General features: G+C 67.5%; 17 protein-coding genes. 6 read left to right on the forward strand and 11 right to left on the reverse strand.

Translation table 11 applies throughout. From position 1 onward, the window contains the following. A partial coding sequence (locus Ato02nite_RS45565; protein ID WP_213012970.1) for a hypothetical protein occupies window positions 1-1,528 on the reverse strand: 1,528 nt, incomplete at its 3' end. Between the two features lies 1 nt (window position 1,529). Continuing rightward, the gene (locus tag Ato02nite_RS45570; protein ID WP_213012971.1) at window positions 1,530-2,756 is read right to left on the reverse strand and encodes a CHAT domain-containing protein; all 1,227 of its coding nucleotides are present in this window, start codon (window positions 2,754-2,756) and stop codon (window positions 1,530-1,532) included. Window positions 2,757-2,811: 55 nt separating this feature from the next. Here Ato02nite_RS45570 and Ato02nite_RS45575 point away from each other — a divergent pair, with 55 nt between their 5' ends. The 3 genes from Ato02nite_RS45575 (at window position 2,812) to Ato02nite_RS45585 (ending at window position 5,544) form a co-directional block, all read left to right on the forward strand. Further along, window positions 2,812-3,996 (forward strand): toll/interleukin-1 receptor domain-containing protein, encoded by a 1,185-nt coding sequence (locus Ato02nite_RS45575; protein ID WP_213012972.1) that lies wholly within the window; start codon window positions 2,812-2,814, stop codon window positions 3,994-3,996. 92 nt (window positions 3,997-4,088) lie between these two features. Then, window positions 4,089-4,934 (forward strand): hypothetical protein, encoded by an 846-nt coding sequence (locus Ato02nite_RS45580; RefSeq protein ID WP_213012973.1) that lies wholly within the window; start codon window positions 4,089-4,091, stop codon window positions 4,932-4,934. 133 nt (window positions 4,935-5,067) lie between these two features. Then, window positions 5,068-5,544, forward strand: coding sequence for a peptidase inhibitor family I36 protein (locus Ato02nite_RS45585; RefSeq protein ID WP_213012974.1), 477 nt, complete (start codon window positions 5,068-5,070; stop codon window positions 5,542-5,544). A gap of 277 nt (window positions 5,545-5,821) precedes the next feature. Here Ato02nite_RS45585 and Ato02nite_RS45590 read toward each other — a convergent pair whose 3' ends face one another. Both Ato02nite_RS45590 and Ato02nite_RS45595 read right to left on the reverse strand, forming a co-directional pair. Further along, window positions 5,822-6,055, reverse strand: a complete 234-nt coding sequence (locus Ato02nite_RS45590) for a hypothetical protein (protein WP_213012975.1) — start codon at window positions 6,053-6,055, stop codon at window positions 5,822-5,824. Window positions 6,056-6,240: 185 nt separating this feature from the next. Continuing rightward, on the reverse strand, window positions 6,241-8,571 hold the full coding sequence (locus tag Ato02nite_RS45595; protein ID WP_213012976.1) for a beta-L-arabinofuranosidase domain-containing protein: 2,331 nt from the start codon (window positions 8,569-8,571) through the stop codon (window positions 6,241-6,243). A 449-nt stretch (window positions 8,572-9,020) separates the two neighbouring features. Here Ato02nite_RS45595 and Ato02nite_RS45600 point away from each other — a divergent pair, with 449 nt between their 5' ends. Both Ato02nite_RS45600 and Ato02nite_RS52305 read left to right on the forward strand, forming a co-directional pair. Continuing rightward, window positions 9,021-10,400 (forward strand): non-reducing end alpha-L-arabinofuranosidase family hydrolase, encoded by a 1,380-nt coding sequence (locus Ato02nite_RS45600; RefSeq protein WP_213012977.1) that lies wholly within the window; start codon window positions 9,021-9,023, stop codon window positions 10,398-10,400. A 191-nt stretch (window positions 10,401-10,591) separates the two neighbouring features. Further along, window positions 10,592-12,970, forward strand: a complete 2,379-nt coding sequence (locus Ato02nite_RS52305) for an RICIN domain-containing protein (RefSeq protein ID WP_246608132.1) — start codon at window positions 10,592-10,594, stop codon at window positions 12,968-12,970. Between the two features lie 73 nt (window positions 12,971-13,043). Here the strand turns inward: Ato02nite_RS52305 and Ato02nite_RS45610 are convergent, their stop codons facing one another. Continuing rightward, window positions 13,044-14,387 (reverse strand): CE1 family esterase, encoded by a 1,344-nt coding sequence (locus Ato02nite_RS45610; protein WP_213012978.1) that lies wholly within the window; start codon window positions 14,385-14,387, stop codon window positions 13,044-13,046. A gap of 218 nt (window positions 14,388-14,605) precedes the next feature. On the opposite strand from Ato02nite_RS45610, the gene Ato02nite_RS45615 reads away from it, so the two are divergent. Further along, window positions 14,606-15,358: a FadR/GntR family transcriptional regulator gene (locus Ato02nite_RS45615; RefSeq protein ID WP_213012979.1), complete on the forward strand. Its 753-nt coding sequence runs from the start codon at window positions 14,606-14,608 to the stop codon at window positions 15,356-15,358. Here the strand turns inward: Ato02nite_RS45615 and Ato02nite_RS45620 are convergent. The 6 genes from Ato02nite_RS45620 to Ato02nite_RS45645 all read right to left on the reverse strand — a co-directional run. After that, on the reverse strand, window positions 15,355-16,191 hold the full coding sequence (locus tag Ato02nite_RS45620) for an amidohydrolase family protein (protein ID WP_213012980.1): 837 nt from the start codon (window positions 16,189-16,191) through the stop codon (window positions 15,355-15,357). The genes Ato02nite_RS45615 and Ato02nite_RS45620 overlap by 4 nt on opposite strands. Beyond that, window positions 16,188-17,375: a mandelate racemase/muconate lactonizing enzyme family protein gene (locus Ato02nite_RS45625; RefSeq protein WP_213012981.1), complete on the reverse strand. Its 1,188-nt coding sequence runs from the start codon at window positions 17,373-17,375 to the stop codon at window positions 16,188-16,190. Before Ato02nite_RS45625 ends, Ato02nite_RS45620 begins: the two co-directional genes overlap by 4 nt. A gap of 28 nt (window positions 17,376-17,403) precedes the next feature. After that, on the reverse strand, window positions 17,404-18,315 hold the full coding sequence (locus tag Ato02nite_RS45630) for a carbohydrate ABC transporter permease (protein WP_213012982.1): 912 nt from the start codon (window positions 18,313-18,315) through the stop codon (window positions 17,404-17,406). A gap of 4 nt (window positions 18,316-18,319) precedes the next feature. Further along, window positions 18,320-19,252, reverse strand: a complete 933-nt coding sequence (locus Ato02nite_RS45635; RefSeq protein ID WP_213012983.1) for a carbohydrate ABC transporter permease — start codon at window positions 19,250-19,252, stop codon at window positions 18,320-18,322. After that, the gene (locus Ato02nite_RS45640; RefSeq protein ID WP_246608133.1) at window positions 19,249-20,583 is read right to left on the reverse strand and encodes an ABC transporter substrate-binding protein; all 1,335 of its coding nucleotides are present in this window, start codon (window positions 20,581-20,583) and stop codon (window positions 19,249-19,251) included. Before Ato02nite_RS45640 ends, Ato02nite_RS45635 begins: the two co-directional genes overlap by 4 nt. Window positions 20,584-20,721: 138 nt before the next feature. Beyond that, a partial coding sequence (locus Ato02nite_RS45645; protein ID WP_213012984.1) for a substrate-binding domain-containing protein occupies window positions 20,722-21,301 on the reverse strand: 580 nt, incomplete at its 5' end.

Here is a 21,301-nt window from a genome sequence, read left to right on the forward strand (position 1 = left end):
CGTCGACCAGGTCCTGCATGCTCCCGGTCAGGGCGTGCCGGATCTGCAGCGAGGCGGCGAGGTTGCTCCGGACGTCGGCCTCGCCGCGCCGGTCCAGCGCCGGGGACGCCAGCGCCTGGCGGGCGACCTCGATGGACTCGTCCAGGTAGGCGGGCACCCCGGTGCGCAGGAACAGGACGTGCAGGCAGCCGCTCAGGTCGGACAGTATCTGAGGCATTCGTGGCGGAGCCGTCGTCCCGGCGGCCGACCGCCGCAGCAACTCGACCGCCCGGCGGGCCCGGTCCACCTCGCCGGTGTGCTCGAAGCGGACGAAGTGCAGCGACGCCAGGCTGCTGTAGAGATCGAGCCGATCCGGGTGCCCGGCGGGCAGCCCGTCGACCGCCTCGGCCAGCAGCCCGGCCAGGTCGTCGAGGGCGCCGAGGTCGCCGGTGCGCTGGGCGTGCAGCCGTACCGGATTGGTCAGGTTGACCAGGATCGCGCCGACCGCTTCGCCGACGCCGCCGGATTCGGCGAGGGCGGCCCGCCCTTCGGCAATGCCCTCGACGAGGCAGTCCACCTGTCCGGTCGCGTCGTACCGTCGCCGCAGCACCACGGCCAGGTTGGCCCGGTGCCGGATGCGCTGGTCGGTTGACGTCGCGGTCGCCACCGCCTCCCGCGCCAGGTCCACCGCGCGTGGATCGGACTGCCGGCTCAGACCCAGCGCGAGGTTGGTCAGCAGCGACGGCCGGCCGCTGTGGCCGGGCGGGCAGACGGCCAGCGTCGCGCTCGCGAGGTCGAGCGCTTCGCGCAGCAACGCCTCGTCTCCGGTCTCGGCGTGCTGGCCCATCAGCGCGCCGACCAGGTTCACCCGGTAGAGCACCACATCATCGACGTCCGCCTCGGACGAGTGCTCGACCTCGGCCAGCGCCTCCCGGCACCGCAGCACCCCCTCGGCGAGCACGTCGGGGTCGCCGGTGGCGTCGAACACCGTCCGCAGCACCAGGCCGAGGTTGGTGAGCAGACCCGCGCGGATCTCCGGGACGGCGGGCGCGGCCGCCAGCGCGGCCCGCGCCCGGCTCACCGCCGAGTCCAGCCACACGGGTACGGCGGTCCGCTCGTACCGCCTCCGGTCCAGCATCGCGAGGTTGCCCAGGAACGCGAACCGGTGCTCACCGCCGGGCCCGCCGAGCAGGAGGCCCCGGCAGAGCCAGCGCTCGGCGGTCGCCTCGTCGTCGTCCGTCCCGCCGGCGAGGGCCGTCAGCGCCCGGTCGAGCCAGGTCACCAGGATGTCGTCGAGCGCGTCGCTGATGTCGTCGGCGTCGATCAGGTCGGCGAGATCGGCCGGCATCGCGGACGGATCGTGCACCAGAATCGCGGCCAGGCAGGCCGTCGCCACGTCGAGTTCCTCGTCGTCCTCGCCCTCCGGCAGCTCCCGGTAACGAGCCAGGTGCAGGCGGGCCAGTGCTTCCAGCGGGCCGCCCGGCGTGGTGGGTGGCTCGTATCCGGCGGGTTGTCCGATGCCGAGCAGGCGGTCCTCCTCGGTGCTCACATCAGAGTCCACTGTGTACGAACGGCAGCCAGTCGACCAGCGACCGGTCCGGATCGGCACGCACTGCCAGAACCGCGTCGTGCAACGCGTACGCCGACCGGGTCGGGTCGAAGCTCCCCCCGGCCGTCAGGGCGGTGTACACCGCCCGGGTGACGTCGGCCGCCACCGTCTGGTCGACCGACCACAGGGTGCCGACCACCCTCCGGAAACCGGTGTAGTTCAGCGCCGCCGCCAGGGTGATCGCCTCGTCGGGCAGGTGCAGGCCGCCGGTGGCGGTCCGGCAGGCCGACAGGAACGCGAACTCGCCGGCGTACTGCCGTTCACTGATCTGGCGGATCGTGGCCACACCGTCGCGCAGCACGAATCCGGCCCGCGACGGGTCATCGAGGTCCTGCAGGCCGTGGCAGCTGAAGTGGACCCAGCGGTACCCACCGAGGGCGTCGAGGACCGCGCCGACGGTCCCGTCGTCGCCCTCGTACCGGTCGAGGTCGTCGCCGAAGGTGCCGGCCAGCAGGTCCCGCTCCAGGCGTACGGCATGCAGCCGCGGAAGATCCAGGACGTCGCCGGCGCCGACGAACATCAGCCTCGCCGCGCCGGCGGTGGCGCGTTCCCCGCGTAGTTCGTGCAGCGCCCGCAGGGTCGGCGTGTACGAGGAGACGACCCGGTCGACGACGCACCGCCCGGAGGTCCGGTCGGCCGGCCGGTGGTACCCGGCGCCGTGGACCGGAAGCAGGGTCAGCAGACCGGTCGGACACCACCACAGCCGGTCCACCGGGCCGAGCCGGTCCAGCACCGGCCCGGTCACCCGGTCCCACAACCACTCGGTGATCTCGTGCAGCGTCTCCTCCCGACGGTCGCGGCCGGCCTGGTAGGCGGCGACCGCCCGCGCGAACGAGGTGGGCTCCTCGCCGGTCCCGGTGCCGAGCAACGCGTCCAGGTACCGCTGCGTGTTCTCCGCGACGTCCTCGGCGGTGAGACCGTTCAACTCCACCACCTCGATGCCCGTGGTGGTGACGATCAACGCGTCGCAGCGCCACCGGCTGACGTTGAGAACGACCACCGGGCCGTCGACGGCGGCGTCGAGCAGCAGCTCCACCTTGGGCGGCCGGAGGAAGTCCTCGAAACCGGGTAGCTCGCGCGCCCGCTCGACCAGGTCGTCCCACTCCTGGGCCAGCGCCATCCGCCGGTCGATCCACCGGGATTCGTCGTCGTGCCACCCACTGGTCACGCGGTCCGTCCTGGGTGCGATATCCGTGCCGGTCGAATGACTATACTCCCTGGTCATGGCCGAGCCCGCGGAAGATGGCGGCGCCGACGCCCCGGTGCTGGGTGATGTCCCGCTGTTCCTCACCGAACCGAACAAGGTCGTCGACCATGGTCCCGCACGCATCTCCCTGGGCGCCGTGAAGTTGTACGCCTGGCAGGTTCATCCGGTCGTACCGATCCCCGTCGACTTTCCGGGCAATGCCGCCTACCTCATCAAGGTCAACTACGAGTTCCGGTTCGCGCCGGGAGTGCCGGCCCCGGCCTGGGCCGAGGTCGGATTCCGGTTCTGCACCCGCGACGTACTGGTCAAGGACGCCGTACCCCGATCGACGTCGGAGCGCCGCCCGCCGGTTCGCTATCAACTCAGCACGAACCTCGAGTTCGGCCCGCTCGACGGCAACGGCGCGGCCACGGCGAGTCCCGGCTGGCCCGACCCGGTGGCGCTGCCCGAGACGGTCCCGCAGATCTTCTGCTCCGTCGGCGGTGCCGAGATCGGCTGGCGCCACGAAAGGTCCGGCCGCTACCCGGTGCCCCGGGGCACGCACAGCGGATGGTTGCTGCTCCTCGTCCCGGAGAAATGCCGCAGCGTACGGGTGGTCGCGCTGGGCGACTGCGACCTGGGCGCGGACACACCCCGCGGGCTCGCCGCCGCGGCCACGCCGGACGCCTTCACGGTGCGCCTGTCCAACGGGCGTCCCGCACCACGCGGGACCGTTGCCCTCCCGGCCGGAACCGGCGGCCGGCCCCGCGTCTTCATCTCGTACGCGCAGGAGTCGCCGCAGCACATGGCCGACGTCACCCGATTGTGCGACCTGCTGCGCGGGCTGGGCATCGACGTCCGCTACGACCAGGACGGACAGGACACCCGACGCAGCTGGACCGACTGGACCAACGTGGAGATCAGCCGTTCCGACTTCGTCATCGTCGTCGCCTCCCGGATGTACCGGGCGATGAGCGAGGGCGAGACCGACCCGCAAACCCACCGCGGAATCCGCTCCGAGTACGACCGTCTCACCGACGCCCTGCACGGCAACCGCGACACCTGGATCAAGAAGATCCTGCCGGTGGTCCTGCCGGGCCACACGGTCGAGGAGATTCCACGAAGCTTCTCGCCCTACACCCACGACCACTACGTGGTTTCCGCCTTCACCGAGCACGGCGCCGCGGACCTGCTGGCGGTGCTACGCACCCCCCGCGGCTGAGCCGGCCGGCTCTACGGAATCCGGAGCCGGCGGCCGATGAACGGCGGAGGCCTTCGTCGAGTGCCCTTGACTGAAGGGTGGACAGTTAGAATATGAACGGCCCGGACACCTTCGAGGTTGAAGAGCTCGATTCCTCACTCCAGCGAGTCATCCGACGTCGGCGAGCTTTCTATGCGGGTCCAATTTCCGCTCTTTTGATCGCCAGCATTTTCCTCGCCTGGGAAGTTGTTCGACAAAACCTGCCGACCGACTTGATAGCACACTGGCCATGGAAACTGAGGCTGCTCGATCTCCAGTCCAGCGCGACGATCGTTACCTTCCTGGCACTCTTCATGATTACGCGTGCCCAATATGCGCAAACTATCATGCCGATAATTGGCTGGGGATTCAAGAAAATAGACCCAACCGACGAAAACGCCTTTCGAAGGCCCGGGGAGGCCCTCAGGCTAGCTATTTACAACGGCGGAGGAACAGCGGTCGTAACCAGCTACATGTACCGGGTGGCCCTGAACGAGGATGCCGAACCGTCATCCTGGGCCTCGTACGAGACGGTACGTCAGTACATGGATCGGGCGAACTTGACAGAGCATGAAGATTACTATTTTTCGCTCGTCGGCGCAGGCTTCCCACTTCCATCTCCTGGGAGCATAGGCGGAGCTGCCATCAACCACTACGTTCGGACGGCGGCGCTTCACAGATTTCGAGTTTTTGACATTCGAATCCAGGTAAGAGATGTTGTAGGCGATATTCACGAGCGAGTATTACCGTGCCGCGCTCGCCTCAGAGACCCTGCCGCCTTCATAATTACGGCCACGCCGAAGGGGAGGCGTCTCGTTCGGACCCCTCCGACCGATCCAGCTGGCGCAATGTCCTCTGGTACGGCACCTAAGCGCTTTCGAAAATGGTGGTCATCCAAAGGCAAACCTCCTGGTGAGTAGCCGGATGCATCGGTTGGGCCTGCAATTCCGCTCCGCCCGCGCATGACGCAGGGCAGGCCGAACCCACTGCCCCCTACCGAACCGGGCTTCGGAGTACGCTCCGACCACGACCGCAGCAATCGATGGAGATCGAATGCGTACTCGCCTTTTCGCCCTGTTCGCCACCGTCCTCCTAGGCGTCGGGGTCAGCCTGTCCGGGGCCGCCCCCGCGCTCGCCGCGGCCGGGGGCACCTGCTCCGCGAACTCGTTCTGCCTCTACCAGTGGACCGGCTTCGGCGCGCAGGTCGCCGGCGATCGGTGGCAGACCTCGCTCAGCAACATCTACAACCACCCGAATCACTGCCTGAACATCGCGCCCGCCACCTGGGACAACGGCACCGCCGTGGCGGACAACTCCGGCAGCCTGCAGTGGCGTGTCAACCAGGACCTGTGGGTCGGTCGCACGATCGAGGTCTTCAACTGGGTCAACTGCAACCCGGGCGGCGGCTGGGGCTTCTGGTTCCCGGAGTCGGTGGGGTCGTCGTACAGCAACTCGAACCTGTCCACTCTCAAGTGGGTACAGACCGACATCACCCTGTACCACACGATCACCAGCGTCGCGGTCTTCTAGACACAGAGCTCAGGGTCGCGAGAATCAAACCCACTTTCCGGTACGGGCGACACCGTCACCAACCGCAACATCACCCGACCGCCGCCACTCCGCAAGCGCCGTGCCACACCGGCACGTGCCGCGACTCTCGCGCAACGAAACGCGCACGCAGCCCCCGCGCGCGAACGCCCGGCATCACAGATCTTGTGGACTTGCCGCTCTGTCCGCACGGCCTGCCCGCAGCGGGCGCGCGGAGGGTGCGTTGCACCAGCAGGGATCGAGTGCCACGAAAAGATCTTCAGTCGCGGCTCGGTGGGCGCAGGCGGCTCGCTCGCACCATCACCTCGCGCGGGCCGATGGTCCGCCCGTCGGCGGTGACCTCGATGCCGCGCACGTCGAACCAGACCTGGCCGTCGTAGGTCCGCGGCCGCGACCAGTCGACCCCGTGGACGATCATGTGGAGCGAGTCGGAACCGAACAGATAATCGTTCTCCACAAAGGTCCACACCTGCTGCCCAAGCCCGCTGACCACGTGCCACCCCGATCGCGTCGTGCCCGAACATCGGGAACAAACTTCCCGAATGCATCAAACATTCTCCGATTGCGGGCGAAATCACGAGCGTATGCACGTGCATGTGCACGAGCGTCGGCGATGTCGGGCCGATCAGCTAGCACCGACACCGCCGAACGCCTGGTGCGCGCCGGCAACGCGACCGGTCAGCCGACCTGGACCAGGCGCCAGTTGTTGTCGGCGCTGCCGTTGTCGGACTCCTGAACGACCTGGGCCCCCCAGGTGCTGGAGGCGTTGAGGATGGCCAGGACCTTGCCGCTGTTGACGTTGCGGATGCGGTAGGAGCCGTCGCTGTTGGCGACCAGCGTCCAGCGGTGGTCGGCGGTTCCGGTGTCGCCCCATTGCAGGACGCGTGCGTTGTCGCTGGTCGACATGTTCTCGACACCGAGGACCTTGCCGCTGTTGGCGTTGCGGAACCGCACCGCGCTCCCGTCGGTGATCCGGACCCAGTTGTGGTCGGCGGTTCCGGTGTCGCCCCAGACCACGGCCAGGCCGCCGTCGGCGGTGGACATGTTCTGCACGCCGACGACCAGGCCGGTGCCGACGTTGACCAGCTTGTAGGTCCCGCTCGTGCTGGTCCCGCCGGCGTTCCAGTAGACGACGTAGTTGAAGCCCTGGGCGTCGTGGAACGGGCCGACGTTCACCGTGGCGCCGTTCGCGGTCGCGGTGAACGCGAGGCTGCTGGTGCTGGTCCGGGTGATCGACGAGGCGGTCAGGGACGGCGCCGCCGACAGGGTGGTGTTGCCGTAGTTCCCGCAGAGCACGGCCGGCCCGTACGTGATGGCCTGGATGTTGGTGTTGTCGTTGGCCGCCTTCATGATCACGCGCATCGGCAGCCGGACCGTGATGGTGTCGCCGGCCGCCCAGGCGCGGGTGATGGTCGCGTAGCTGCCCGGGGTCGCGGTGACGGCCTGCACGGTGCCGTTGACGCTGATCACCGGATCGGCGGTCCAGGACGGGATGCGCAACCGGATGCCCCAGGAGCCGCTCATCGTGCCGGACAGGGTCAGCGTGGTGGTGTCACTGACCGGGTACGTCGTGGACTGGGTGACCGTGATCCCGCGCTGGCTCCAGGTGAGCACCGACGGCACGTACAGGTTCACCGTCAGGGTGGTGCCGTTGTAGAAGTAGATCGAGTCCATCAGCTTGGTGTTGGTCTCGATGCCGGTGCCCTGGCAGCACCAGAAACTGTTGTAGTCGGTGGACCAGGTGCCGCCGCCCCAGGCCGGGCCGACGCCGCGCCGCCCGCCCGGCTTGAGCGGGGTGAAGTAGGTGATGTGACCGTGGCTGTCGGCCGGGTTCTGCGCGCCGACCAGGTGGTTGAGCAGCGCCCGCTCGTAGTAGTCGAAGTAGTCGGCCCGGTTCGGATCGAGCAGCCACAACTCGCGGGTCAGCTTCAGCATGTTGTAGGTGTTGCAGTGCTCGCAGGTGTCGTCGGTGAGGTAGCCGGCGATCGCGTTCGGCGCCTTGAAGTGCTCGGCCTGGCTGTTGCCGCCGATGACGTACGTGTGGGCGCCGGTGACCATGTTCCAGACGTTGCTCGCGATGTCGCGGTAACGAGTGGTGCCGGTGGCCTTGTACTCCCGGGCCGCGCCGACCCACTTCGGCAGGTTGGTGTTCGCGTGCTTGCCGTTGAGCTGGTCCTGGTTGGCGGCCAGCGGGTCGAAGATCGCGGCGTGGTCGAACCGCTGCGCGGTGGTGAGCCAGCGCGAGTCGCCGGTCTGCTGGTAGAGGTCGGTCAGCACGGCGTTCATGCCACCGAACTCGGTGTTCAGGACCGTCTGCATCTGGCTGTAGCTCAACCGGCCGGTACGCCAATCGACCCAGCCGGCCAGCGCCAGCAGCACGTCACGGGCCTGAGTACTACCCATATACCGCCAGACATCGAGCAGGCCGGCCAACGTCTTGTGGATGCAGTAGTACGACACCGCGACCGGCGTGCCCGCCTCGACCGCATTGATATCCGACTCGGGGAAACCGGACAGATAGCCGGTGTTGAACCCGGCGGCGCCGTTGTTCGCCTGACACTTGGCCAGCTCGGCGACCATGTAGTTGGCCTTGTCCCGGCACGTGGTGTCACCGGTCACCGCATATGCCTGAGCCCACGCGGTCAGGAAATGACCCTGCATATGGCTACGGAACGGGAAATTGGGCGCGTCCCACCCACCGTTGGAAGCAGCCCCGGCGGTCGACAGCCGGTGGTTGGCACGGAACACGTACAGCAGCCGGTTCACGTCGACGAAGCGCAAGTAGTTGAGCGTCCGGCTCTCGTTGTCCTGGAACCGGCCCGCGGTCAACCGCACCTGACCCAGGTCGAACGGAAACGCCGACACACCGATGTCGGACCGGGCGGGCGGAATCACGGCGGCGTCGGCCGGCGTCGGCCAGAAGATGCCGGCGCCGCCGGCGGTGGACGCCAGCGCGCCGGCGCCGGCGGCTTGCAGCAGTCGACGTCGGCTCAGGGGTGAGGAAGACATGGGTGCACTCCAACGCATGGGGGAAGGCGGGGATGCCGGATCTCAGGCCCGGCGGGCGGTACGAATCGGTCGTCAGGTGAACGTTAACAACCGCTTCCGGCATGTTACGTCACTCATTCACGCGCACTCAAGAAAACGCCGCGTTCTTGTTTCCTACCTACTTGACGTTGCCTTCCACCAGGAAACTACGCGTAGGTTTTCGCAGTTGGTAGCTCATCTCCAGAGCTCGCAACAGTTTTTCAGCTACGACTTTTGGATAATGATGGAAAAGCGGATAAGGAAAACGGTTTCACTGACGTGGGGTCCGGGCCGCCGGGGAGTGCTGAAAAATGTTACGCAATGCAAGGCATTGAACTATCGCTATGCGTATGTTTCACTTCGGGATGCGGCTGGGAGCGCTCCCAGAGCTATTCGTGCCCGCCCGGCTGCCATCCCCCAGGAGTAGCCCCATGATCAGAATGCGCAAGATCGGTTTGGCGTCGGCCGCCGCCGCCCTGGTGGCATCGGCGGCGGTCGTCGTGGCGTTGCCGGCCGGTGCCGCCGTCGCGGGCTGTTCGGTGAACTACGCCGTCTCATCGCAGTGGCAGGGCGGATTCGGCGCCAGCGTGTCGATCACCAATCTCGGCGATCCGCTGTCCGGCTGGACGCTGACCTGGTCCTACGGTGCGGGCCAGACCGTCACCCAGGCCTGGAACACCACGCTGACCCAGAGCGGTTCGGCGGTGACCGCGAAGAACGTGAGCTACAACGGCTCGGTCGCGACGAACGGCTCGGTGTCGTTCGGGTTCAACGGGTCGTGGACGGGCAGCAACCCGGCGCCGGCGAGCTTCGCGCTGAACGGGGTGACCTGCACCGGCGGCACGACCCCGACGACCGACCCGACCACCGCACCCACGACCACTCCCCCGACGACGTCGCCGGGCACGTGCACTCTCCCGTCGACCTACCGCTGGACGTCCTCCGGCGTTCTGGCCACCCCGAAGAACGGGTGGATCGCCCTGAAGGACTTCACCAACGTGGTCTACAACGGCAAGCACCTGGTCTACGGGTCGACCGTCGCCGGCGGGTCGTACGGTTCGATGAACTTCGGCCTGTTCACCAACTGGTCCGACATGGCCTCGGCCAGCCAGAACGGAATGAGTCAGGGCACGGTGGCGCCGACGCTGCTCTACTTCGCCCCGAAGAACATCTGGGTGCTCGCCTACCAGTGGGGTCCGACCGCGTTCAGCTACAAGACGTCCAGCGACCCCACCAACGCCAACGGCTGGTCGGCTGTGCAGACCCTGTTCACCGGGAGCATCAGCGGCTCCGGCACCGGCGTGATCGACCAGACGCTGATCGGTGACGACCAGAACATGTACCTGTTCTTCGCCGGTGACAACGGCAAGATCTACCGGGCCAGCATGCCGATCGGCAACTTCCCGGGCAGCTTCGGCTCGTCGTACACGACGATCATGAGCGACTCGACGAACAACCTGTTCGAAGCGGTCGAGGTCTACAAGGTCCAGGGTCAGAACCAGTACCTGATGATCGTCGAGGCGATCGGAAGCCAGGGACGCTACTTCCGCTCGTTCACGGCCACCAGCCTGGGCGGCACCTGGACCCCGCAGGCCGCCACCGAGAGCAACCCGTTCGCGGGCAAGGCCAACAGCGGCGCCACCTGGACCAACGACATCAGCCACGGTGACCTGGTCCGTAACAACCCGGACCAGACCAAGACCGTCGATCCCTGCAACCTGCAGTTGCTCTACCAGGGGAAGGACCCCGGCGCCAACGGCGACTACAACAGCCTGCCGTGGCGGCCGGGTCTGCTCACCCTGCAGCGCTGATGGTGTGACACCGGACCGCGGCGTCAGCCGGCGGTCACCGCCGAACAGGACGGCCACCATCGCGTGGCCGTCCTGTTCGGCGCCACGGCGATCGATACCTGTCTATTGACGTCAACGTAACGCCACCTTAACGTCCTCAGTGGAAACGTCATACGTCATATGGGATTGCCGCCACGTTGAGGAGTGACTCCGTGCTCGTACCCGCGTTGTCCACGTTCCGCAGGCAGGTGTTGGCCGGAGCCACCGCCGGCCTGGCCGCCACAGCGGGAATCCTGGTCTCGGCGTCACCCGCCCTGGCCGCCCCCACCACCATCTACGCTTCGCCGTCCGGCGCCGGCACCAGTTGCTCCAGCGCACAACCCTGCTCGCTGGCGGGGGCGCAGGCCGCCGTGCGGTCGCTGAACGACGCGATGTCCGACGACATCGTGGTGCAGCTGGCCGATGGCATCTACCGTCTCTCCACGCCGTTCCAGCTGACCGCCGAGGACTCCGGCACCAACGGCCACCGCGTGGTGTGGCAGGCGGCGCCTTCGGCCCACCCGGCGATCAGCGGGGCACGGGCGGTCACCGGATGGAGCGTGGCCGACGCCGGCCGCAACATCTGGCGGGCCGACGTGGGAGCCGGGACCGACACCCGCCAGCTCTACGTCAACGGCGCCATCGCCACCCGGGCGCGTACCGCCGTGAACCGGTCGGACTTCACCGCGACCAACACCGGCCTGAGATTCAGCAACAGCGCCCTGAGTTATCTGAACAACCTGGCCGACCAGAGCCGGATCCAGATGGAGAGCGTCGGCTCGTTCACCGACCGGTACGTGTCGGTGCAGGGCATCAGCGGGAACTTCATCACGATGCAGCAGCCGGGCTGGAACAACAACACCTTCGGGTACGACACCTTCACCACCCCGCACCGCGCCGGGCCGCTGTACCTCACCAACGCGTACGAGTTCCTGGACTCCCCCGGCGAGTGGTATCTCAACCGGGGCACCGGGGCGCTCTACTACATCCCGCCGGCCGGTCAGACCATGAGCAACGTCAGTGTGGAACTGCCGACGCTGCAGTCGCTGGTGAACGTGGGTGGCACCTACGGCTCGCCCGCTCACCACATCACGTTCAGCGGGATCACGTTCACCGGCACGAGCTGGCTCGCTCCCAGCAGCAACCAGGGCTACGCGGACCAGCAGACCGGCGCGTACGTGACCGGCAACTGGAACTGGCCGGCGTTGAGCGCCTGCCAGGAGGGCTGCACCCAGTTCGAGGCCACCCGGCCGAACTGGAGTCAGATGCCCGCCGCCGTTCAGGTCTCCGCCGCCGACAACATCACCTTCACCGGCTCGCAATTCGTCAACCTCGGACAGATCGCGATCGGCATCGGCAACGACGCCAACGCCCACGCGACCGGTGTCGGGCTGGGCGCCAGCAACATCACGGTCACCGGGTCGGAGATCGCCCGGAACACGGCGGGCGGCATCGTCGTGGGCGGCGTACGCGCCGACGCGCACCATCCCAGCGACCAGCGGATGACCAACCGGGACATCACCATCAGCAACAACCGCATCCACGACCTCGGCATCGAGCACCGGGGCAGCGTGTCGGTCGTGACGACCTACGTCACCACCGCGACGATGTCGCACAACGAGGTCTACAACATGCCGTACACCGGCATGTCGATCGGGTACGGCTGGGGCGCGAACGAGCCCGGCGGCAGCAACCAGTACGCCAACCGCGGGCTGTACAACTACCAGCCGCGGTACACCACCGCCACGACGGCCTCGAACAACCGGCTCATCGGCAACTACATCCACGACGTGATGCAGCAGATGACCGACGGCGGATGCATCTACACGCTGTCCTGGAACCCGGGTGCCCAGATCAACGGCAACTACTGCCTGCGTACGAACGGGTGGTTCGGCCTCTACTTCGACGAGGGCTCCAAGTACTACACCGTCACCGGCAACGTGTTCTCCGCCGTCGGCACCTGGGCCACCGCCAACTACTGGGGCGGCGAGAACATGGGCAACTTCACCGTCACCGGAAACTGGGCGAGCAACAACAGCACCAACGTGACCAACGGCGATCGCGGCAACGTGGTGAACAACAACGTCACCGTCACGAACGGCAGCTGGCCGTCCGGCGCCCAGGCCGTGATGGCCTCGGCCGGACCGCAGAGCGGCGGCAGCCCGCAGGCCAAGCGGATCGTCGGTGGCCAGTCCGGCCGTTGCCTGGACGTGCCGAACGCCGCCACGACCAACGGTCTGCAGACTCAGTTGTACGACTGCTCGGGTGGTGCCGGTCAGTCGTGGACGTACACGAGCGGCAAGCAATTGCAGGTGTACGGCAACAAGTGCCTGGATGCGTCCGGGCAGGGCACGGTCAACGGTACGACGGTGGTGATCTGGGACTGCAACGGTCAGGTCAACCAGCAGTGGAATGTCAACGCGAACGGCACGATCACCGGTGTGCAGTCGGGGTTGTGTCTCGACGCCAGTGGGGCCGGCACCGCGAACGGCACCAAGACCCTGTTGTGGGCCTGCAACGGCCAGCCCAACCAGCAGTGGACCTTGCAGTAGCCGGATCGGCGGACAAGGCGCGGGCCGAGAGGGCAGGTGGCTCCCTCTCGGCCCGTTTCCGGGTCGCCGGCGATCAGCCCACCGTGCAGGCGGCGCCGTTGAGAGTGAACGAGGTGGCGGCGGCCGCATTGCCGGTGTGGTCGGCCTGGAAGCCGACGCTGACCGACGCGTTCGGGGCGATGACCGCGTTGTAGGACGCGTTCTTCGCCGTGACCAGCCCGGCCGACGGCGAGTAGGTGGCGTTCCAGCCGGAGGTGATCCGCTGGCCGCCGGGCAGGGTGAAGGCCAGGGACCAGCCGTCGACCGCGGACGCGCCGGGGTTGGTGATGGTGAGGTTCTCGGTCAGGCCGGTGTTCCACGCATTGACCGTGGCGGCGACCCGGCAGGCCCCGGCCGGTGGCGGCGAGGTCGTCGAGCTGGGCGACGGGCTGGACGGACTCGGTGCGGGGCTGGACGGGCTCGGCGTGCTCGACTGGAACTGCGTGAAGAAGTCCCACACCACCGGCCTGGTCCAGGACTTCTCACCGGGGTTGTAGTCGCCGGCGGAGCCGTCCCACGGATTGGGGGTGTGTCCCGCGTCGAACGCCGCCCACGCCACCGGGTAACCCGCTCGGCAGCCCGAGTATTTGGTGACGACGTGGGTGAGGCTGCCCTGCGCCGGTTCGGGCGGGTTCTGCGGCGTACACCCGTTGTTGCGCACGAACCGGTCCCGCAGGGACCGCCCCTGGGAGATGTTCAGCACCGGGTCCCGCAAACCGTGCAGCCCGATGTAGGCGATCGGCTGGGTGCCGCCGCTGCAGCCGCTCAGCTGACCGCCGGAGTAGACCGCCACCGCGCGGAACACGGTCGCCCGCGCGCAGGCGATGGCATAGCTCATGCCGCCGCCGTAACTGAACCCGAGTGAGAACAGTTGGCTCGTGTCCACGCACAGCGAGTTCTCGATCAGGCTGACCATGTTGTCGACGAAGGTCAGATCCTCGCCGCCGGAGTTGGCCCATCCGTTGTTGAGGCCCTGCGGTGCGACGAATATCGTGCTGTTGTTGGATATCGCCCGGAGTCCGTAGTACGACCACGGATAACCGCTGGTTCCGCCGGAGTCGACATCGTTGGCCGTGCCGCCGTTCCAGTGGAATCCGAATATCAGGCGATACGGCCGGCTCCGGTCGTACCCCTCCGGAATTCGCAGGATGAAGGTGCGATTCTTGCCGCCGCTCTGGATCGTACGGGTACCGCTGGCCAACGCCGGGTCCTTATCGCACCCGGCGGTCGCCGCCAGGGCGGAGGCCCCCGACGGTGACGTGGCGGCCGACGCCAGTCGCGTCCCGGCCGCCCCCACGCCGGCGATCAGAAGCGCGGTGGCGGCGAGTAACGCCGTTCGTCGTGGAAATGGTCTGCGTTGTAACACTGAGGTCCTCATTTCTCGGAGCGTCGAGAACGTAATACGTCTCATGTTAAGGATACGTATTGTTGTGTGTCAATGCGTTACATACCGATGCACCCGATCGCAAAATAGGCACGAAAATTGGGAATCCGCAGCTGAAAAAGTGTTACTCAGCGCGCCCATTTCGTCGGCGGCCGGTCATTTGACGCGGCGTCGCCGATCAGGGGCGATCCGGCCATGGGTAAGGTGAAGCCATGATGGCTGCGTCCGATACGTTCGCTCTTCCTCCACGCCGGCGTGCCGAGCGCCTGAGCGTCGCGGTCGTGAGCGAGCTGGTCGAGCTCATCGTCACCGGCCAGCTGACGGAGAACGAGCTGCTGCCGCCGGAGGGGCCGCTCAGCGAGCACTTCGGTGTCAGCCGCACGGTCATCCGCGAGTCGGTCAAGCGGCTCGAGGAGAAGGGCCTGGTGATCGTCACGCAGGGCCGCGGAACCCAGGTGGCCCGCTCCGGCTCGTGGAACATGCTCGACCCGCTCGTTCTCTCCGCCCTGATCGACAACGACGAGTCGCTGGGCATTCTGGACGAGCTCACCATCGTGCGGGGAAACCTGGAGTCCGCGATGGCGGGAGCCATGGCGGGCCGGCGCACCACGGAGGAACTGACCCGCATCGAGCATGCCCTGCAGGTCATGCGGGACTCGCAGCACGAGAGTGATTCGTTCCGGCAGGCGGACGTGGTCTTCCACCTGACGGTGATGGAACTGTCCCGCAACCACCTGGCGGAGAACATCGCCAAGCGCCTCTACCTGCGGGCGCTGGAGAGCAAGAGATTCCACGGGCTGGGGTATGAGAACGCCTTCCAGTCGACGATCGACGAGCACGCCGCCGTGGTCGACGCGATCGCCCGCCAGGACGTCGACGCCGCGGAACAGGCGATGCGCCACCACATCCTCACCTCGTGGCAGCGACGCCGGTTCGAGCCACCCCGCGAGCAGCCCGAGACCTAGACCGGCGGCGCCGGCTCCCCGAGCCGGTAGAAGGCCGATGCCGTACCGGACAGGATCGCGTTGCGCTCGGCCGCGCTGAGCTCGCCGATCAGCTTGTCCACAGTGGCCCGCCAGGCCAGCGCGCCCGCGCCCAGTTCGGCAACCGGCCAGTCCGACCCGTACATGAGCCGGCCCGGTCCGAACGCCTCGATGGCCACCCGCACCGCGCGTCGTACGCCGTCGGTCCCGGTCATTCCGGCGAGGCCGGAGATCTTCGCCCACACGTTGGGCAGCCGGGCCAGTTCCCGCAGACCCCTCGCCCAGCCGGTGACGTCGTCCGCCTCGGCCGTCCCGCCCAGATGGTCCACGACGAACCGGACGTCCGGATGCGCCTTCGCGACGGTCACGCACCGGGTCAGCTGCCACCATCGCACGACCAGGTCGAAGCCGAGGTCGTACTCGGCCAGCCGGCCGAGGCCGGCATTCACCGCGGGCCGGGCGAGCCAGTCCGGGTCCGGGTCGAGATGGACCAGATGGCGTACGCCGACCAGCCGCCGCCGTGCCTCCGGGTCGAGCCGGTCGAGCTGTGCTGCCGGATCGGCCGACAGGTCGAGCCAGCCCACCACGCCGGCGATGCGGTTGCTCCGGTGTGCCAGCAGGCGGCGCGTCTCGGCGGCGCTGTTGCTGGACTGGACGACCACGGCGGTCGCCATGCCGGTCGCGTCCAGCATCGCGGCGAGGTCGCCGGGCCCGAAATCGCGGTCGAGCGCCGCCATCGCCACCGGATCGATCCACGGCTGCGGATCGGTGGACCGGTTCCACAGATGCACGTGAGCGTCGAGGGCACCGGTCACGGTTCCGCCCGCCGCGACGCCACCAGGCCGCCGGATCCATTCGGGTGGGGATCGGGGGCCAGGCGCAGCCCGGCTCGGGCCGGACGGACATGCGGCCCGGTGACCGCCGCGGCGGGGCCGGCGGCCCGGAGCCGGTTGATGCGGTCCTCGTCGACCCGGATGCCGATGCCGGGCTCGTCGCCCAGGACGATCCCGCCGTCCTGATACTCCTGGTCGACGTGCAGCCCGATCGGCGAGGTGATGCCCTGCACCTCGAAGGACAAATGGTTCGGCACGGCCGCGGCGGCGTGCGCCACCGGGTTCGCGTGATAGGCCACCGGGCTGACCGGCAGGTCGTGGCTGTGCGCCACGGCCGCCACCCGGAGGAAATGGGTTATCCCCCAGACGTTGCCCACCTGCACGATGTCGATCGCGTCGGCGTCCAGCAGCGGCCGGTACTGCTCGAGGCCGGTGAGGTTCTCGCCGGTCGCGACGGCGGCCCGGATTCCGCGCCGCACCGAGGCGAGCCCCGCGGCATCCCAGCGGCGCACCGGTTCCTCGATCCAGGTCAGATCGACCTGACGTTCCAGGGCGGTGATGAACCGTACGGCCTGCGAGCGGTTCCAGGATTCATTGGCGTCGAGCATGAGGGCGGGATGAGGCGAGTTGCGGCCGAGAACCTCCCGCACCGCCGTCAGCCGCCGCAGGTCGTGTTCGACGTCGTGCCCGCCCTTGAGCTTCGCCGCGCTGAAGCCACGGTCGGCGAATTCCTCGTACAGCCGCACCAGGGCGTCGTCGTCGAGGGCGATGTCGAGCCCGGAGGCGTAGCCGGGCACGAACCGGTCGAGCGCTCCCAACGTCCGCCAGAGCGGCTCCCCGGCCGCCTTCGCCTTGAGGTCCCACAGCGCCATGTCGATCGCGCCGATGGCGCCGAAGGTCGCACCCGCGTGGCCGGTCTTGAAGACGTGGCCGAGCATGCGGTCGTAGAGCGCCGCCACGGCGCGCGGGTCCTCGCCCTCGACGGCGCCGAAGACGCGGTCGATCTCGCCGTGCGCGCCGACACCGACTCCTTCGAGGCCGCTGTCGGTCTCGAGAATGAGTACGTGGACGTCGGTGCGCGGTGCCGGCATCACCCCGTTGGCGTCGCCGATGAGCCGGCCCCAGTCGTGCTCGGTCGTCAGGCTGCGGTATCCGGTGACCTTCACGATTTCCCCTTCCGTGCGCGTTCTCGACTCACTCCTTGGTTCCGCCCGCCGTCATGCCGGCGATCAGGAAACGCTGGGCGAAGAGGAAGACGATCAGCACCGGCAGTACCGAGATGACGGTCGCCAGCGCGAGCGTCGGGAGCTGGATGGACTGCGTTCCGGCGGAGCTGGGATTGAACGCCGGGGTCGAGGCCAGCAGGGAGGTCAGGCCGACCTGGATCGGATAGCCGTCGCTGGACGGCAGCATGACGAAGGGCAGGAAGAAGTTGTTCCAGCTCTGCACGAAGCTGAAGAAGGCGACCAGGGCGACGATCGGCGCGGCCAGCGGCAGCGCGATCCTGGTGAAGACCTGGAACTCCCGGCATCCGTCGACGCGGGCGGCCGCGAGCAGGTCACGGGGAATGCTCGTCGAGAAGTAGATGTAGGTGAGGTACACCCCGAACGGGAAGAACGACATCGGCAGGATGACCGACAGCGGAGTGCCGATGAGTCCGACCATGTTCAGCTCGAGGAAGATCGGCAGGACCAGGGCCGTGTTCGGGATGAGCATGACCACCAGGGTCAGGATCAGCAGGGCGCGCCGGAACCGGAACTCGGTCAGGGCCATGGCGTAGCCGGCCGGGATGCTGGCGACCAGCGTGATGACCAGGGCGCCCACCGCGTACAGCGCGGAGTTTCCGACCCAGGTGGTGACCTCGCCGTCACCGAAGCTGAAGAGCTGATCCCAGTTGGCGGCCAGGCCGCCGAGGGTGCCCGGCGCGAACGGATGGTCGACGATCAGACCGCGTGCCGTCTTCGTCGACGCCAGCAGCAGCCACCCGAGCGGGATGAGGAAGAACAGCACGAAAACCGTGGTGATGACGCCGGCGATCGTCCGCACGCTCCACCCGCTGACATCGCCGCGCCGTACGCCGGAGTCCTTGACCTGTTCTGTCGTCATGGGGTCAGTCCGTCTCGAAGAGGCCACCGCGCAGCACGAAGAACGCCGACAGCGCGAGTGCGATGACGAGCAGCAGGAGGGAGATGGCCGCCGCTCCGTTGAAGTCGTTCTGCTGGAACGCGTACTGGTAGGCCAATTGGTTGAGCGAGTAGTCGTTGGGCACGACCGCGTTGCTCGCCTGGGACAGCAGCTGCGGTTCGACGAACAGCTGGGTGCCGGCGGCCAGGGACATGATTCCCATGTAGGAGATCCATTTACGCAGCAGCGGCAACTGGATCCGCCAGGCGATCTGCAGGGTGCCGGCGCCGTCGATACGCGCCGCCTCGATCACGTCCGGACTGATGTTGTTCAGCGCCCCGTACATGATCACGATCCAGCCGCCGGCGCCGGCCCAGAACGCGATGATGGCGAAGATCGGCGGAAGGTGGGCGGGCACGATTACCTGGACGAAGCTGGACAGGCCGAGAGCGCGGAGCAGGCCACCGACCGGGCTGGCGGTCGGGTCGAGCACGAACAGCCACAGCAGGACGCTCGATGCGCCGGCCAGCGCGCCCGGCAGATAGAAGACGAGCCGCAGGGTGCTGCTGAGCCAGCGCACCCGGATCGCGTGCACGATCACGGCCAGCAGGGTGACCAGCACGACCAGCGAGACCAGCCAGATCACCAGGTAGAACGCGACGTGACCGACCGCGGGCAGGAAGCGGAAGTCGCCGATCACCTTGGTGAAGTTGGCGAATCCGGCGAAGCTCCCCTCGCCGGTCGTGAACGCGAGGTAGACGGCGTAGAGCGAGGGCAGGATCCCGAAGGCGACGGTCAGCGCGGCGTAGAGGGCGACGAAGCCGTAGCTCGTCGCGGAGCGGCTGCCGCGGGGAGGCCGGGGGCTCGGCCGGCGGCGGAGGAGCGCCACCGGCCGAGCGGTCTCTTCTACGGCGGTCACTTGACCGTGTAGCCGTCGACCTGGGCCTGGTTCTTGATCGCGGTATTCCATTGCGGGAGCAGATCGACCAGGCTCTTGCCACCGGCGATGGCCGGGGTCATCGTCTTCGCCCAGATGGCCTCCTGGCTGAAGATCCCGGAACCCCAACCGTCCCAGATCTCCGTGCCGGCCTTGACGATCGGCTGCAGGTCGGTGGCGTAGTAGCCGCTCGACTCCTGTTTCTGGACCCATTTGGTTGAGGCGGCCGCGTAGGCGGGATATCCGGGAGCGAGGTTGACCTGGTAGTCGTCGGCGGTCGTGACGAACTCGGCGAACTTCTCGGCCGCCTTGAGGTTCTTCGAGTGGCTGCTGATGAACCAGGTGCCGCCGCCGACATTGCCGGTCACCGCGGGCTCGCCCTGCCACGCCGGTGGCGCGGCCACACCCAGTTGCCCCTTGGGGACGTTCAACGACTGCGGGTTGTTGAAGATGGCACCGGCGTACCAGGCCGGCCCGGGCATGGCGAGCACCTTCCCCGAGTACTTCTTGACGAACTCGGGCGTGAAGACGCTGACGTTGGGCGTGGTGCCGTTCTTGATCAGCGTGTCCAGCATCGTCGCGGCCCGCTTGCACTCCGCGCTGTCGGTGTTGACGGTGACCGACTTCGGTCCGGTGATGTTGTTGGCCTGGCACTTGCTGCTCCAGAAGAAGACTTCCGGAGTCCAGGCGTCCCCGACGGTGCCCACGATGTAACCGGGGTGTTCGGCCGCCACCTTCTCCCCGAGAGCCTGGTATTCCTGCCACGTGGTGGGCACGGAGTAACCGAACTTGCCGAGCAGCTCCTTGTTGTACCAGAGCACCACCTGGGCGAGGTCGTTGCGCAGGCAGTAGGTCTTGCCGTCGACGGTGCACGGGTTGAGCGAGCCCGGGGTGAAGCCGTCGAGGGTGGCCTTGGCGACGAGACCGCCGCTGAGCACCGCCGCGAAGGCCTGCTTGCCGTTGCTCTTCTGGCTCGCCCAGGCCGCGTCGTTGTTCTGGGTGGAGAAGACGACGTCCGGCCAGCCGCTGCCGGCCCGATCGAACAGCTGCATCTTGGTGCGGAACGAGTTGGACCCGTTGGCCGACCCGTCGTAGGTGACCACCTTGATCGGCACGCCGGGGTTGGCCTTCTTGAACGCGTCGGCCGCGCTCGATCGATCGGCGTCGACCCACACCGTGATCTCGGCCTTGTCGTCCTGGGTGGTCTGCGGGAAGCCATAGGTGTCCGCGGAGGACTCACCGCTGCCGCCACCCCCGCAGCCGGCCAGCGCGAGGGCGATGGTCATGGCACCGGCCACGCCCACCGTCGACATAGCTCGGTGGGCGCGTCCGATTCGTATGATTCCAGCCATATTGGTGTCCCTTGTCAGTCCGACCCCATTGACGCACTCTTCATCGGGACGAAATATAAGGGCATACGTATGATGTCTGCAAGGGTCACCGCGGGTACGTCAGCTCAGCTGGTCTCTCTTGTAGAAGCCGCTGTCGATCAGTGCCTTCTCGTAGTTGGTCTTGTTCACGATCGCGGTGTCGAGGAGCATCGACGGCACGACCTTCACGCCGTTGTCGTAGTCCTTGTCGTTGTTCGTGACCGGCTTCTGGCCCTTCAGGATCGCGTCGGCCATCTGTGCGCTGGTCTTGGCCAGGTCGCGATAGTCCTTGAAGATCGTCGAATACTGTTCACCGGCGATGATCGACTTGACCGACGCCACCTCGGCGTCCTGACCGGTGATCACCGGGTACGGACGGCCGGCGGTGCCGTAGCCATTGGTCCTGAGCGCCGAGACGATGCCGATCGACAGGCCGTCGTAGGGCGACAGCACGCCGTCCACCCTCAGGCCGGAACGGTAGGTGGAGGTCAGGATGTTCTCCATCCGGTCCTGGGCGGTCCTGGCCTGCCACCGCAGGATCGCGATCCGCCGGAAGTCCGTCTGTTTGCTCGGCACCTTCAGCGTGCCCCGATCCAGGTACGGCTGGAGCACCGACATGGCGCCGTTGTAGAAGAAGGTGGCGTTGTTGTCGTCCGGCGAA

Source organism: Paractinoplanes toevensis, assembly GCF_018332695.1.
In the GTDB taxonomy this organism is placed as follows: Bacteria; Actinomycetota; Actinomycetes; order Mycobacteriales; family Micromonosporaceae; genus Actinoplanes; species Actinoplanes toevensis.

Coding starts and splice junctions, on each gene's coding strand:
- Ato02nite_RS45640 (WP_246608133.1), bottom strand. CDS start 20,583: ATGTCGACGGTGGGCGTGGCCGGTGCCATGACCATCGCCCTCGCGCTG.
- Ato02nite_RS45595 (WP_213012976.1), bottom strand. CDS start 8,571: ATGTCTTCCTCACCCCTGAGCCGACGTCGACTGCTGCAAGCCGCCGGC.
- Ato02nite_RS45575 (WP_213012972.1), top strand. CDS start 2,812: ATGGCCGAGCCCGCGGAAGATGGCGGCGCCGACGCCCCGGTGCTGGGT.
- Ato02nite_RS45610 (WP_213012978.1), bottom strand. CDS start 14,387: ATGAGGACCTCAGTGTTACAACGCAGACCATTTCCACGACGAACGGCG.
- Ato02nite_RS45600 (WP_213012977.1), top strand. CDS start 9,021: ATGATCAGAATGCGCAAGATCGGTTTGGCGTCGGCCGCCGCCGCCCTG.
- Ato02nite_RS45580 (WP_213012973.1), top strand. CDS start 4,089: ATGAACGGCCCGGACACCTTCGAGGTTGAAGAGCTCGATTCCTCACTC.
- Ato02nite_RS45585 (WP_213012974.1), top strand. CDS start 5,068: ATGCGTACTCGCCTTTTCGCCCTGTTCGCCACCGTCCTCCTAGGCGTC.
- Ato02nite_RS45615 (WP_213012979.1), top strand. CDS start 14,606: ATGATGGCTGCGTCCGATACGTTCGCTCTTCCTCCACGCCGGCGTGCC.
- Ato02nite_RS45630 (WP_213012982.1), bottom strand. CDS start 18,315: ATGACGACAGAACAGGTCAAGGACTCCGGCGTACGGCGCGGCGATGTC.